At 44.6% G+C, this 15,007-nt stretch carries 10 protein-coding genes; 6 read left to right on the plus strand and 4 right to left on the minus strand.

The features are described 5' to 3' along the window. Positions 1-35: 35 nt before the first annotated feature. The 4 genes from SDE_RS01625 to SDE_RS01640 all read right to left on the minus strand — a co-directional run bounded on the left by SDE_RS01625 (position 36) and on the right by SDE_RS01640 (position 5,941). Positions 36-2,468 (minus strand): ADOP family duplicated permease, encoded by a 2,433-nt coding sequence (locus SDE_RS01625; RefSeq protein WP_011466795.1) that lies wholly within the window; start codon positions 2,466-2,468, stop codon positions 36-38. A gap of 10 nt (positions 2,469-2,478) precedes the next feature. Then, positions 2,479-3,192, minus strand: a complete 714-nt coding sequence (locus SDE_RS01630) for an ABC transporter ATP-binding protein (protein WP_011466796.1) — start codon at positions 3,190-3,192, stop codon at positions 2,479-2,481. Between the two features lie 15 nt (positions 3,193-3,207). Continuing rightward, positions 3,208-4,458 carry an efflux RND transporter periplasmic adaptor subunit gene (locus SDE_RS01635; protein WP_011466797.1) on the minus strand — a complete coding sequence of 417 codons (1,251 nt, stop codon included), beginning with the start codon at positions 4,456-4,458 and terminating at the stop codon, positions 3,208-3,210. Positions 4,459-4,708: 250 nt separating this feature from the next. Next, positions 4,709-5,941 carry a DUF418 domain-containing protein gene (locus SDE_RS01640; RefSeq protein WP_011466798.1) on the minus strand — a complete coding sequence of 411 codons (1,233 nt, stop codon included), beginning with the start codon at positions 5,939-5,941 and terminating at the stop codon, positions 4,709-4,711. Between the two features lie 331 nt (positions 5,942-6,272). Here SDE_RS01640 and SDE_RS01645 point away from each other — a divergent pair, with 331 nt between their 5' ends. From SDE_RS01645 to SDE_RS01670, 6 genes are all read left to right on the plus strand, one after another. Beyond that, complete coding sequence (locus SDE_RS01645) at positions 6,273-6,797, plus strand: retropepsin-like aspartic protease family protein (RefSeq protein WP_011466799.1); 525 nt, start codon at positions 6,273-6,275, stop codon at positions 6,795-6,797. A gap of 23 nt (positions 6,798-6,820) precedes the next feature. Then, the gene (locus tag SDE_RS01650; RefSeq protein ID WP_011466800.1) at positions 6,821-7,783 is read left to right on the plus strand and encodes a DUF6635 family protein; all 963 of its coding nucleotides are present in this window, start codon (positions 6,821-6,823) and stop codon (positions 7,781-7,783) included. Positions 7,784-7,893: 110 nt separating this feature from the next. Further along, a complete protein-coding gene (locus SDE_RS01655; RefSeq protein ID WP_011466801.1) occupies positions 7,894-8,160 on the plus strand; it encodes a PilZ domain-containing protein in 267 nt (88 codons plus the stop codon). 502 nt (positions 8,161-8,662) lie between these two features. Continuing rightward, positions 8,663-10,597: a carbohydrate-binding module family 20 domain-containing protein gene (locus SDE_RS01660; protein ID WP_011466802.1), complete on the plus strand. Its 1,935-nt coding sequence runs from the start codon at positions 8,663-8,665 to the stop codon at positions 10,595-10,597. Between the two features lie 598 nt (positions 10,598-11,195). Then, positions 11,196-12,905, plus strand: a complete 1,710-nt coding sequence (locus SDE_RS01665; RefSeq protein ID WP_011466803.1) for a multicopper oxidase family protein — start codon at positions 11,196-11,198, stop codon at positions 12,903-12,905. A gap of 11 nt (positions 12,906-12,916) precedes the next feature. Next, the gene (locus SDE_RS01670) at positions 12,917-14,989 is read left to right on the plus strand and encodes a tyrosinase family protein (RefSeq protein ID WP_011466804.1); all 2,073 of its coding nucleotides are present in this window, start codon (positions 12,917-12,919) and stop codon (positions 14,987-14,989) included. Positions 14,990-15,007 lie beyond the last annotated feature (18 nt).

Raw genomic sequence — 15,007 nt, forward strand, 5'->3', positions numbered from 1 at the left:
GCCCTTGTTAAGGGCGCCTCGAGCTAATAATTGTATTATTCGTATCTTAGCGCGTCGCTAGGTTCCATTTTAAGGGCGTGCCGTGTGGGCACATAAATGGCCACCACCACTACAAGTGCTACGATTGTAATCATAAGGGCAGCGACAATCAAAATTAAGGTGGTAGGTACTGCCAATACTTTTGCCAGTGCATACCCCATTGCACAGCCTATAAGTGCGCCGGGCAAACCGCCTAAAAGTAACTGCTTGGTACCGCGCCATAATAATTCGTTGGTAATGCGGCTATCTAATGCACCCAGTGCACGTTTTACACCTATCTCTTGGGTTTTTTGGCTTATGGTATTGGCCATAACGCCGTATATACCACTGGCAGAAAGTGCAACGGCTGCAATGCCAAACACAAAAAATATAGAGCTTATAAAACGCAGTGGTGCCCCTAATCGTTTTATAAGGGCATCGTATGTTTGCACATAATAAGCGGGTAGTTGCGGGTCTATACTTGCAATAGCCGAGCGCAATACAGCTTCAGTTGTTTTGAAGTCGGCGCTAGAGCGTATAGCAACACTGGTAGAGAAATGAGGCATTTGGCCAAAGGGCCGATAAATAGTAGGTTGTTCGCTTTGTTTGTTTTCTGGTGCGCCCTGTAGTGTATTCGCGACTACGCCCACAATGGTTAGCCAGTCGGTTTCTTTATTGCTATTAATATGCAGTTTTACACGCTGACCAATTGCATTGCTATTGGCAAAGTACTGTTCAGCAAAGCGCTGGGAAACAATAGCGGTGTTTTTGCCAAGAGTGTCATCACCAGTATTAAAGTAGCGACCATTTTTAAGACCTATTCCCAGTTTAGATAACGAACCCGCAGTAGTTCTTACAAAATTAACCTGTGGGTAATTCAGTAAGCTATCCCGTTGATATTCTTCGCCTTCTATTTCTACAGCGTGTATTGCGCTCCACTCGCCGGGCAACGATGTAGAAAATGCAACTTGAGCAATACTGGAGTCGGCTTCTAAAAACGCCTGCAATTTTTGTACGAATTCTATGCGGTCTTCTGGTGTGTTGTAACGTGTTTGATCTAGTTCTACTTTAGCGACAGTAGTGTTGGTTATGTCTATACCAAAATCCGCATGGCTGGCATTGTAGGCACCCACAACCGCGGTAGACGCAGCAATAAGAATAACAAGCGAGATAAAAATCTCACTCACTACTAAGCATTTGTTCAACTTAGATGTGCCTTTACTTTGCGCACCGCGGGTACCGTCGCGCAACACTGCGTTAAAATCGGTGCTTGTGCTCTTCCATGCGGGCAGTACACCGGCAAATAAAAAAGTAAACAGTAAAGCAGATAAAAATAATTGAATGGTGAATGCATCAATGCTGAATATCCACCAGAAGGGGAGTGGGTCTTTAAAAAAAGTGGGTACTATTGCAGATGTTAAATCTAAACCCCAGCCCATAAGTAAGAAGCCAATAGCGCCGCCAATACAACAGATTATGGCGCTCTCCCACAGCAGTTGGCTCATTAACCGATAGCGTGGTGCGCCGAGTGCTACGCGAATGGCGGTTTCTTTATTGCGTTCCACTGCGCGTGAAAAAAGTAAATTACCCACATTGATCGAGGCGAGCAATAAAATTAATGCTGCGGCAATTTGCAATACGTAAACTACTGCTATGCCGTTATCCATATCGGCTAGTGCAAACGAGCTAACGCGTGCTGTTATGCCCGAATTCGTTTTGGGGTGGCGTAATGCAATACGCTGCATAACCGGTACTAAGGCGGCATTTACTTGCTCTGCGGTTACGCCTTTATTTAACATACCTACACCGTAAACGGCAGGGGCGTGTTCACGAGCTAGTTGTTGGTATTTATGAGTAAGCGGGTACCAGATAGAAGCATTTTCTGGAAAGGCATACCCCTTTGGCATAACACCAATTATTTGATGGTTGTAGCTGCCAAGGCGAATGGTTTTATTGAGTATATCGGGCTGGCCGCCGTATAGGTTTTGCCACAGGTCATAATTAATTACAGCTACTAGATGGTTTCCTGTTTGGGTTTCCTCTTGGGTAAATGTGCGGCCAATGAGTGGTGTGGTATTGGTAAATCCAAAAAAATCAGCCTCTGCGCTAACCGATTCAAACCTGCGCGCACCATCGCTGCTTACCACAGTAACCGAGGTATCTTGGTAGGCAGCAAATGTAACCAGGTGGCTAAGTGCGCTGCGCACCTCCTCGAAATCGTGCAGGTTTAAGCCGCCCCATACGTAGTTATTATTTTGAAACTTATTTATTTGAATTAGTCGATCGCCGTCCTTAAAGGGCAAATCTTTAAACAGTATGGTGTTAAACATCGAGAATAAAAATACGCTTAAACCAATACCTAGCGCGATGACCGTTATCGTTAATGCGCTAAAGCCTAGGTTTTTTGCTAGCATTCTAAGGGCAAACTGTATGTCTTTTAGCATAAACATTGCGTTGCTCCTAAGCTGACATAGCTTCTGGTAAGTTAAGCTGCGAATCGGCTGTAATTTTGCCATCGAGTATTTTAATTTCACGCTCTGTTTGCATGGCGGCGCGGGGGTCGTGGGTAACCATACAAATAGTGGCGCCCTCTTTGTGTAGGGTGTCTAGTAGTTGCATTACTGCGGTCGCGTTGGTTGTGTCTAGGTTGCCTGTTGGTTCATCGGCTAAAATAATTGATGGCTTGCCCGCTATGGCGCGCGCTACAGCCACCCGTTGTTGCTGGCCGCCAGAAAGCTGCGATGGGAAATGTTTAGAGCGGTGATTCATATTCACTTTTTGCAGCGCTTCTTTCACCATGCTTTTGCGCTGTGCTTTAGTTAAATCTGTTCGATAGGTAAGCGGTAGCTCTACGTTTTCTTCTACGTTTAAATCGCTAATTAAATTAAAAGATTGAAAAACAAAGCCAATTTCTTTGTTGCGTATTTTTGCGCGCTCGGCTTTAGATAGATTGGCAACTTGCTTGCCTGCTAAGCTGTATTCGCCTTCACTGGCGGTATCTAACAAACCTAAAATAGAAAGTAGGGTAGATTTACCGCAGCCAGATGGCCCAGATATAGAAATATACTCGCCCCTGTTTATACTAAGCGAAATATTGCTTAACGCATGAGATTCAACTTCTTCGGTATAGAAAATCTTTTTTACGGCTTTTAGTTCAATTAGTGGCGTGTTCATAAACTATTCCTTTAATTAGCGTAATCTAAAAATATTGTAGGTTTGAAACAGACTAGGGTCGGACACAACAATGGTATCGCCCGCGTTAAGGCCTTCGAGTATTTGAATTCGGTTGGGCGACGAGGCACCTAAGCTTACGTGTACTCGCTCAGCAAATTGGTTGTCGTCGCGCACTTTGTAAAGCGCAGCGCGGCTATTGCTTTGCGAAAGTAATGGGCGGGTAACGTAAAGCGTATTTTCGATATGGGCGGTAATAATTTCTCCGTCCACGCTTAAATCTGGGCGTGCATCGCTTGGCAGTGGTTGGGTGAAAACCACATCTACTTGTACATTGCCGTTTATTACTGTTGGATCAATACGCGCTACCTTGCCGTTAACAACGGTATTACGTGTATCAATTAAAACTTTTTGACCAACCGCTACATCGTTTATTTTTAATTCTGGTACGCTTAGTTCGGCGTACAGGGCATCTTGTTGTGCAAGCTTGGCTATATTGGCACCCGCTTGTATGCGCTGGCCTGCTTCTATAGGTACATCTAAAACAATACTGTCGAATGTGGCGCGCACCTGTAAGCCATCTACACGTTGTTGTAAGCGCTCTAATCTATTTTTCATTTGGCTTAGGCGAGCTTGGCGCGCTCTGTTTTGCGCGAGTAAATTCTGCTGCATTTTTAAATATTGCTCTTGGCTAGTGTGCCAGCGCTGTTCAAACTGGCTGGTTTCTAGTTGGGTACGCTGAAAAGCAATTTTAGAAACTGCCCCAGTTTTAATTAAATCGGTTTGGGCAACGTATTCCAATTGGCTGCGTTCAAAATTAAGTTTGGCGTTTTCTACTATCGATTTCTGGCTAAGCAGTTCTGTTTCTTGTTGAACTTGTGCGGCTTTTAGTTCTTCTTCGGTTGCGGTTAGCTCCCACTGTGTTTCTGCAAGTAATTGCACCAGTTGCGGGTTGGCTAGCTCGGCAATTAGGTCACCCTTGCTTACAATGTGGCCTGCTTTTAATACGCGTCGTATTACGGTGGCCTCTGTTTCTGCTGCCAGCCATTGAATATTCTCTGGCACGAGTACGCCATTGCCACGCACGCTAACGGTAAAGTCGCCCTGTTGCACTTGGCCAAAGGTGAGTTTAGAGCGCTCCAAACTAAAATCCGCCAACGATAAAACCCACAGCGCACGCACGCCAATTAGCAGTGCAGTTAGCACAACTACGCCTAGCGCAATGTATTTGCCGTAGGCGGGCTTTTTGCGTGCAATTGCTATATCCATAAACCTAAAACTTAATAGTGTGATTGGCGTAACTGGGTGATAGCAGGGATTGTGCCAAAGTGTAAGTTGTTGAATTTATTATAAATAATTAAGTGAGGGGTAATGGCAGTCGCAAATTTGGGACGCGCTGGTGGGGCTGTAATCCCACATTTGGGAAGCAGTTGAAGGTAAGTGAAAGCTTAACAATAAAAAGCGTTATGTAAATAGAAAATGGGCCGCATTGCGGCCCACAATAATAACTAGTTTATTTTTACTGTTGCTTTCTAAACTCCACCTTCTGACACAGGGTTAAGCTGCGCCAAACCCATTCTAACGGACCGTAGTGGAAGCGTTGCATCCAATACATACTAAAAATAATTTGAAATATGGCAACTGCTAACCCTAAGGCAAGTAAATACCTATTGGGCCACTCGCCAATAAAGCCTAAGCCCCAGCCATATAAAATAAAGGTACCTATAAGCGCTTGCATTAAGTAATTAGTAAGTGCCATACGCCCATAGGGTGCGAAGCAGCGCATAGTTTTTGTGTTGTTTTCCCTGAGGGCAAATAGAATAAAACCGCTGCAAATAGCTACGGCAAGGCTTAGGTTGGCAAGGTCGTAAAAGGTGAGTGCGAGGGTTTCTAGCCATGTATTGAATTGAGGTTCACCTACTAGCACAAAGGTACCGGCCATTAACGCTATACATATAACTGTGCTTGCAATTGCATAGCCAAGAGACCTTTTTAGCGTGCGTTTGTGTTGGCTAATTGTGTGAAAGAACCCAAACCGACCGAAACACATACCGAGTATAAATAACCCCAGGGTAATATACCCGCGCCCAAATATACCGAATTGAAACGCCAAAAGATTTTGAATGCCCACAATATTATTTATGGCGAATACATCCAATAGCGACCCATTTTTTAACTGTTCGAAATAGAATAGGTTTAATTCACTGTTTGGGTTCATATCCATACGCAGTAAATCGCCCGTGGTGGCAAAGCTTATATAGCGGCCTAAACCTAAAAATAATGCCAAAGCAATTAATAGTAATACTCGCGTGGGTAATTTATGCATGGCCAATAGGCTTATACCTAGTACGGAGTAAAGCATTAAAATATCGCCGCGATAAAACAAGTGGTGTATATAGCCAAAGCCAAACAGCAGTATTAAGCGCCATATAAACCGAGCGGCATAAGGTTGATTGTTGCGCGAGGGCTTGTCTATTTGTATAAAAAAACTTAGGCCGAACAAAAAAGAGAAAATAGCGTAAAACTTACCCGCCAAGAAAAATTGCACTAAGCCTACAATTATTTTATCTGCCAGAGTGGCCATAGCTATTTCGCCATAGCCTTCGGGGTAAGCGCCTGCTATATATTGTTCTACAAAGTGAACAAGGCCCACGCCAATCAAGGCGAAACCGCGCAGCGCGTCTACTATATCTAACCTTTGTGCTTTTATTGGGTTTGTACTGCCTGCTGCTATATTGGCTGCTCCCGTCATTGTGTGTTGCTCCATGTTGCTAGTGATTATTATGTATTCGATATATTTACTAACAGAGTAATTGCAGTTGTTATGCCATTTATTAACATGTTGATATATATGGCTTTTTTATAATAAAGCCCAAGCAGAATACCAACTATGGGACAAATTATGAGTTTCAATTCTCAGTAATAGGACAGCAGTAATAGGACAACACTGTGCCAATGTAATTCTATAAGCTGGCTACCATAGCAAACCCAAGGCGAGAGAAGGGTGTTGCTTTACTTTTTCCGCTTGCCGAAACGATGTGTATAATCGGCCCAAGTGAAGTTTTAAATAGGGTTAGATACACGTGGAAGAGAATCAACAGGCCCCCGAGCAGCGCATTGGGCGCGGTATGCTAATGATTGGCTGGGTATTAGCCATAGTAGTGGCCACCTTGCTTATTCAGCGCTGGCAAGATAAGCGCCATAACCCCAATGCTATGCCCGAGTCTAGTTCGGCAAATGGGGTGAATCAGGTTGTATTACAGCGCAACCCGCAGCACCATTACTTAACCGACGGTACTATTAATAATAAACCAGTAACGTTTTTGCTCGATACTGGCGCTACCGATGTGGCTATTCCAAGCGCCCTAGCGAAAAAGCTTGGCCTTAAACGCGGTGCAAAAGGGGCGGCACATACGGCAAATGGTGTAACAACAACTTACCGTACTAATATTGATGTATTAAAGCTGGGTAGTATTACGCTATACGATGTAGACGCGAGCATAACTATGGGCTTTACCGGCGATGAAATTCTTTTAGGTATGAGCGCCCTTAAAAGTGTCGAGTTTACCCATCGCAATGGCACGTTGGTGTTAAAGCAGTATTACTAATTGAAAGGCAACAGTAACTTATAATGCAGCAAATTAACTCGCCAGCTTTAAGTAAAGAAACTGCAGCTATACATCATGCAATAGAGGCAGGCATTGAAGATTACTTTGAACAATGCCGCGCAAATATTCCGCTTTTTATAAAAAAACATTTTTGGGTGCCAGGTTGTTGGCAAACTAACCGTCTTGCTTTTGGTGTAGACCTATTGCGCGCACCTATTAATTTATTGTGGGCGCCAATCTACCTGTGTTTACAATTACTTTTATATTGTTTTACTTTGGCGGGCTGGCAGGGTGCTAAAGGCGTGGCCAATTGGTTACCCGCAGGGCTAACCACCAAAGTACAGCGCAATATTAATGCGCTTATTCAACAAGAGCTGTTAGATGAAGCTAAACTGCACAGCAGTATAGATAAATACTTACTGCCCATTGCCGAGCAGCTAGCATCGGCCTCCGAATTACCGTCCCACAAAAAGCAAAGCCTTTATCGCGAACTAAACAATATTGTCGATGATGCTCTAAAGCAACTAATGCAAAGCCGTACGGCAGCGGCAGATATCTCGAATACAATATTTGCAGCCATGGTAGGGGCAATAGCCTTTAAAAAGTTTACCCCCGGCGGTATTGGCATTGGCTTAGTTGTGGCTGGTGTGTGGGTAAAGCTGCGTGCACAGCAGCAGTTCTTTCTTGGTGAGACGGCTGGCGGTTGGTATTACACCATGTTTCCACCGCAGGCCAATACTGGCGAAAATATGGTGGCCATTTTTAGTGTAATGCTTGTGTTGTCGGTAATTGCTACTTTTTCGGGCCTAGTAACCGACCCCCTACAGGTGCTGTTAGGTGTGCATAAGCGCAGGTTAAATAAGCTTGTTACTAAGCTTGAGCACAACCTATTGCGTCGCTCCAATGCTGGCTTTAAAACGCTAGACCCTTACGTGGCGCGCATTTTAGACCTATTTGATACCGTTAAGTCGCATATTGCGCTGTAGATTGTCTAAATAGGCACACAAAGTGAGCGGCACAATGGCTAGTTATGGGCTAAGCTAAAGTAATGATGACTATTATCTAGCTTATTACCTAGTTTGGAGATGCCTGCACTATGGATAATCGACGCGAGCACCCGCGTATACCCATGACGGTAAACATTAAAATTACCCACCCAGATATTGGCGAAAAAGTAATTAAAACCAAAGATATCTCAGACGGCGGCCTGTTTATTTTGGCAGAACCCACTGCTATGCCACCTATTGGTTCTATTGTGACGGGGCAAGTACAGGGTATTATCGAATCAGCGCCAGAGCTTAAAATGGAAATTGTTCGCACAGACTCTAACGGCGTTGGGCTGCGTTATGTTGATGTAGACTAGATGTTGCGCTTTGGTTCTAGCGGCTCTCAGTTCTCAGTTTGCAACTCTCAACTCTCAGTTATCAGCTCCCCTGTGTTTTTGTTATTTCCTACTTTTTACTTCTTAGTGCAAATACGACTATTTGGTTGGCTTGGTTAGTGTTTTTCTATTTTTAGTTTTAACCATTTCTAAAAGCACGCTACGTATATTCCTCTCTTATTAAGACTAATAAAAATAAGTTCACAAGTTACATACGTATTCAATGGTTGAATACGTATGTAGGCGGCGTCTGCGTCACAATTGTTAATCATGTTAAGCATTTATAATCTGCATCGTTAATACGAAATTAAATTTGTATTAATACCATCAAGCCCACGCAATTCTAATAATTAAATCTGCATTTTTACTCACTCATAATTCTGACTGAATAAGATATTTTATTCAGCCAAAAGTATGGGGTGGATTGCGTGCGCCTATAAAAAATACAAAACCTCACCCAATACACTAACTAAAGGATTTGGCAATGAACCGACTCATTAATTCAGTGGTTTTTTGTTTACTGTTGCTGCCAGCTTTATCCTACGGCGAGCGCAACTTGACTCTCTACACAACGAATCAATATGGCGATGCAGTTACAGACCCGTATACATCGCGCAATATGGCCATGAATGACAGTGGTCGTTATGTGTTTGCAAGTGGCCCTGGCCAAAACGTAGTGGCAACGCACGGTGCAGCTAGTTCCATGGCTATTGCTTATACCGATATGCGTTTGCAAAAAACCAATTACATTATTAGCAACGAATTTAATACGCTAATAGAAGACGAGCCAAATATAGATGCATCGGCCGATGGCAGATATTTGGCATTGCGACCTAGCCCGGGTAGAGCGAGCCTATATTCAAGCGACGCTTCGCCATTGTATTTATACGATATGGTTGCAAAGCAGCTTACGCCGGTAATTAAAAGCTACAATGGCGAACCTCTACAGGGGTGTATTGAAGAGTGGGCCTTGCACAATTGGTCGCGTTCAACCTTTGCGAGCCTACGCAACGAACTTATTTACTATTCTAGCTGTAGCAATATTGTGGCTGGTGATTCCAACGGCGTAAGTGATTTATTTGTTTACGATATAAATACCGGCACTAACCGTTTGCTAAGCCAAACGGTAAATAGCATGAATGAAGTTGTCGCCCTAGATGGCGCAAGTGCTTCCCCGCAAACCGACGACAGCGGCCGCTTTGTGGTTTTTGCCAGCCAGGCGAAAAACATAGATGCAAATGCGTGCGGCGAGTTGGGTTATCAAACCTTTGTGCTAGATCGCCTAGATGGTAGCTATACACGTATAACCGAGTGTGAAGATGCCAAAAATAGAGCGCGCGATTTAAATTATGGTATAGCTGGAGACGGCTCTGTAGTTATTGCTAGCGGCAAAGAAAAAACGCCATACGTATCACCAACAGTGCGTTACTTAAATATCTATAGCACGCAAAATAAAATCAAGCAGCATTTGCCTTCGCACTATCGTCACGGCGCCATTAGTTTATCGCACAATGGCAGTATTGTTGCGTTTACTGCAAGTGCGTTCTATAACTTTGCCGGTAACTATACCCACGATGTATCTGCGTATGGTGCCTTGTTAACTTGGAATAGAACAACCAACACTTTCGTAACTCATTCCAACAATTACTACACCCAGCAACCGGTGAGTACGTTTGTGCACGACGAAGCGGGAATATCTGGCGGCGGTGACTTTGTGTTTTTCGCAGGTAACAGCTACAAGTTTTGGATAGAAAACATTATTGGCGAAAATAGCTACCACCAATACATACGCAACCAGTATGTGCGTAATTATCGGTATGTAACTATACGCGGCGAGCACAATGGCTGGTCGTCATTTAGTAACATGCGTTTAACGGGCGATAACGAGTGGACCGCAGAAATAGTAACCGCTAACAGCAATGCGCGATTTAAATTCGATGTGTCTGGCGACTGGAGTGAAAATTACGGCGATAGCAATGGCGACTTTATTGGCGATTTTGCTGGTAACGATATTGTGATTAGTGGCCAAGCGGGTGCGTATCGCATTACCTTTAACGATTCGACAAAGGCGTACAGCATTAGCGCTATACAACAAACGGCATTAGACGCATACCTACCATCTAGCAACGAACTAGTACAATTTAATTGCGACAATGGTTTTACCCAGCTTGGTCAAAGTGTTTATGTTGTTGGTAGTAGTCCAGAGTTAGGCAGTTGGAGTGTAGAAAATGCGGTTTTGTTAGCGCCTGTTAACTACCCACTGTGGTCCACCACCATAAGCATACCTATCAATACACAAATGGAATGGAAGTGTGTAAAGCGTGACGAGCAAAACCCAGCGGTGAATGTAGAGTGGCAAGCAGGCGCTAATAATGTGTTAGATACTGGGGTAACCGCATTTACGCAAGCGTCTTTTTAGTCGGCAAATAAACAAGTTAGCTAGCTCTAACTAACCTAAAGCTGCTGTTAAACACAGTGGCAAACCTAAGGTTGAAAATACTGTGCGAGCGGGGTGAGGGAGTGTGCTTCTCTCGCATAGTTTATCAATTGCTTGTCTCGCTTCTTCAATTACTTAGCTTGTTTCTTCAGCACCTTCGTTAGCCACTTCTTAAATACGATTTCGTATTACTTCTAAACCTACTCTAATAATTATTAATGTTCGCCGCGTTGTGTGTGGTGTCAATGCGCAGCGTGTGGTGTCACTTTAAGAATATTAATTGTTATTTAGCAATCTGTGGTATTTACTCATCTATGCGTCATATTGCCGCACCGATCAGAATAGGTCTATTTCGACCTTGTGGCTCAATGTTGTGACTCAATCCTGTGGCGCATAAGTAAACCAATAATGGTGCCGCCGGAAAAAACATCAAGTGAATATCAACCCGTGGTTTCCATTACAGCATGGGCGGTGATGAAAGTTTTTGTGCCATTGCCAATAGCGCTAGCTTGTAATGCTATTTGCTTTTTCGCAATGGCGAGAGCAGTACCCACAACTAGCAATAAGAAGGAATTTTATAATGTGCGCCTACCTTACCCGAGTTCCAATCATTGTAGTGTTATTAAGCCTGTGCGCATTTGCGCATAGCGATACAGCCAACTACTACGACTTAATCGCCAAACCCGAAGCTACAGAACAAGTTGCAAAAGCGAAACCTGGTTGTGAATACAAAGACATAAACCTAAAAAAATATGGTCTGCAACCATTTCAAAACCCAGAAGTTATTAGCTCTAAAAACGGCGAATTAGTTACCACGCTAAGTGTTGAGTACGCCAACCACAACATAGGTGGCTGCGATACCCACTTGCGTACCTACAACGGCAAAATGGTGGGGCCAACTCTGCGTCTAAAACCTGGCGACACATTGCGCGTAAAGCTGCAAAATAACATGCCGCCGTGCGACCCCAAATATCCAGATCGCTGCGGTCACGGTAAAGATAATGTAATGAACACGCCTGGCAACTTTAATGTTACTAACCTGCATACCCACGGCTTTCATGTATCACCCGCTGGCAATAGCGATAACGTGCTTCTACAAATTAAACCCGGCGTAGAGTTCGACTACGAAATAAAAGTCCCGCCTAATCATCCTTCGGGTACATTTTGGTACCACGCTCATGTGCATGGCTCTACAGCGTTACAAGTGTCTAGCGGTATGGCTGGCGCGCTAATAGTAGAAGGTGGCCTAGATGACGCGCCGCGAATAAAAGATTTAGAAGAAAAGGTATTTGTGTTCCAGCAAGTGGCATACGACTGCAGTGGGGTAATTGAAAGCTACGAAAGCGAATGTGCCGATGGCATAGGCGCATTTGGCCCCGGTGAGTGGGAGAAAATGAAGCGACAAATTTTAATTAATGGTGAAATTGCTCCAACCATTACTATGCGCCCAGGCGAAATACAGCGTTGGCGTTTTATTCACGCAGGTGTGCGTGAAACTATTATGGCGCGCGTGGAAGATACGCGTGGCTACGCGCAAGAGAAATTACATGAAATTGCTGTAGATGGTTTAGCAACAGGTCGCTTAGATAGCTGGGCGAAAGTAGAGCTACAGCCTGGCTACCGCAGTGATGTGCTATTTCGCGCACCCAAAAAAGCCGGTGAATACTGGTTGATGGATACCGAAACCGCTGCATCTTTATCTTTGCATGGCATTACCGAACCAGCTAAAAAGCTTGCTCGCATTGTGGTGACTGGCAACCCAGCAACAATGGATTTACCCAAGCCCGAAGAACTTGCTCAGTTAAAAGCCATGAAAGATTTTACCGCACAAGAAATAGCCAAGCTGCCCGAAACCAAAGAGCCCATGATGTTTTACTTGGGTGACAGAAACGATATTCCCACTACACCCTGCGGCGAGTTTAAAAAAGGAAAAGGCAGCGACATTATATTTAGCGTAAACGGCAAGCCCTTTGGCGAAGCGCCGCCAAGAGAGCTTACCCTAAATACCGCAGAAAAGTGGACGCTATGCACCCGTGGTTTGGCTTCTGGGCATCCCTTTCATATTCATGTTAACCCTTTTCAATTGGCCCGCCTCGGCCCAGATGGAAAATTGCAAAATGTATGGCGCGATACCTTACTTGTGCGCGATAGCCGCAACGAAGAAATATATACACGCTACGAAGATTACATAGGCGAGTTTGTGCTGCACTGTCACATTTTGGATCACGAAGACCAAGGCATGATGGAGTTGGTAAAAATAAATTTAGAAGGTTCAAGCAACCACCACTAGGAGGGTGACCTGTGACTAGCGACGTTAAAAACAAGGCTAACGAAAGCCAGCAAAATCAATCGCGCTACCAGCAAGTAAAGCAAATTTTAGATAAAGCCTATGCTGCACAGGCTATCCCTAGCTATCAGGGTTTAGGCGCATTTTGGAATACGCTCACCTATAGCGATTTTATGCAATTTAAGTTATACGGCGAAAAGCTAATTGCAGATAAACCTCAAAAAAGTTGCTGCGGTGCCGAGCCAAAAACTACCCGCGCGCAGGCTTCGGGGCTTATTAAAGGCTTGCGCGGCGAGTTTCCGTTTAACGGCGAGCAATTTCCGGCCTTGCCTTGGGCTACCAACGCGTTAACTGAAAGCGATATTCAATTTATAGAAAGTTGGATAAATGATGATTGCCCAGAACAAGATGGCGTACTGTTAGCGGAAGCCAGTAAAAAAGAGGCTACTGCAGTTGTCGACCCGCTAAATTTAGCGCCATCGCTTAGCAATAGTGGAAATATCAACGCCTTTAAACGCAGTAATAATGAACCTAAGCAGCGCAAAAATGCGGACCATCTCACCGATGAAGAAATATGTAAGCTGCGTGAAGCCTTCCGTTGGGCGCGCAGTTTAAATGCATGGCCAAGAGACAGGCGCAGCCTAAACTCCTGGGGTAAGTTGCACGGCGATGTGTGCGCGCACGGGTTCGAACAGTTTCTTACATGGCATCGTATGTTTTTGTACGATTTTGAAAAAAACCTACAAGACTTCGACCCAGATGTAACCTTGCCCTTTTGGGATTGGACAAGCCCAGAGTACGATGAAAACAGAGATAAATCCAAACCCAGTAACGGCGGTATTATTCCAAAAATATTTCGCTGCTTTATTACCGAGCAAGCCATTGCCGAATTGGTAGACGAATACCACCTACCCGAAAGTGTGGCGCAAAAGTTAAAAGCCGTGGTGGGGCGCGATTTTAACTCCGGAGTGGAGCTATTCGATGCAGCCAAAATAGAAGGTGAAGAGTACAAAAACAACGCCGCCATTATTGTTAAAAAATTAGAAGACCTAAACCCACTTTGGTATAACGCCCGCTACCCCAATATGTTTTTTAAAACAGAAAGCGGTAACCCCAATGTATATATAAGAGATAAAGAAACAAACAAACCAATCCCTGTGGATAATGGTTTGCGCGGCTTCCATCACCACTTTCCTACCAAGCAAGATGTGGATAATTTACTAGCGCTAGAATATTGGCGAGATTTTGCCGGCGGCCCCGCTTATAACCAAGCTTTTGGCTTAGTTGATATGGAACCACACAACACCATACATATTTGGGTTGGCGGGTTTAACCCAAATTACGATGCTGAAAAAGCGCAAAACGATAACGCCAAAGACCTACTCGACACCAATATGCCCGGCGATATGCTCGATAACTTAACAGCCGGCTTCGACCCTATATTTTGGCCGCACCACGTCAATATCGATCGCATTTTTACCATGTGGCAACAGCGTCACCCCAATCAAGTGCCCTACGGTATGGATGTTGCGTTGGTAGGTTTGGGCTACAACACCCGCGATGCGTTAAATGCAGAAGCATTGGGCTACGAATATGTGGATGCAGCGGCGTTTTACGTCGTAGATAAAACGCAACCCGCAGGCACAATAAACCTAAATGCAGAGCAAATAAATAAAACCGCGCTGGCAACCTGCAGGCGTGTTGAATTGCGCTTACATCAAATAAAACAACCTACAGAGTCTATGTATATTCACGCGTTTATTAACGAACCAAGCATAGAGTTAGATACACCGGTTGTAGATAACGATAAATTCGCCGGCTATGTAAGCCTGTGGGGCCACGGCAGTTGTGTTGGTGGGCCGGGGCATTGCGCCGTGCCGGGTGATGCGGCCGACCCCTATGATTTGCGCGGGCCAAATCACAATGCCAAACGCAATATATCCCTAGACATAACCAAAGCGTTGCGCGCAGCGGTTGCGCGCGGGGAACCAAACGCGCAAATATCACTGCGCGCACTTGATGCTTCGCTCACGCGTATCGCGCAGGAGCTAGATGTAGAAGCCGTTTCTATTAACTACGTTAACTAACGGCCCAAATAGGATATT

The sequence above is a fragment of the Saccharophagus degradans 2-40 genome, from assembly GCF_000013665.1.
Classification (GTDB): Bacteria; Pseudomonadota; Gammaproteobacteria; order Pseudomonadales; family Cellvibrionaceae; genus Saccharophagus; species Saccharophagus degradans.

Excerpts from the sequence above, each read along its gene's own strand:
- SDE_RS01625 (WP_011466795.1), bottom strand. The coding sequence starts at position 2,468 with ATGTTTATGCTAAAAGACATACAGTTTGCCCTTAGAATGCTAGCAAAA.
- SDE_RS01630 (WP_011466796.1), bottom strand. The coding sequence starts at position 3,192 with ATGAACACGCCACTAATTGAACTAAAAGCCGTAAAAAAGATTTTCTAT.
- SDE_RS01635 (WP_011466797.1), bottom strand. The coding sequence starts at position 4,458 with ATGGATATAGCAATTGCACGCAAAAAGCCCGCCTACGGCAAATACATT.
- SDE_RS01640 (WP_011466798.1), bottom strand. The coding sequence starts at position 5,941 with ATGACGGGAGCAGCCAATATAGCAGCAGGCAGTACAAACCCAATAAAA.
- SDE_RS01650 (WP_011466800.1), top strand. The coding sequence starts at position 6,821 with ATGCAGCAAATTAACTCGCCAGCTTTAAGTAAAGAAACTGCAGCTATA.
- SDE_RS01655 (WP_011466801.1), top strand. The coding sequence starts at position 7,894 with ATGGATAATCGACGCGAGCACCCGCGTATACCCATGACGGTAAACATT.
- SDE_RS01660 (WP_011466802.1), top strand. The coding sequence starts at position 8,663 with ATGAACCGACTCATTAATTCAGTGGTTTTTTGTTTACTGTTGCTGCCA.
- SDE_RS01665 (WP_011466803.1), top strand. The coding sequence starts at position 11,196 with ATGTGCGCCTACCTTACCCGAGTTCCAATCATTGTAGTGTTATTAAGC.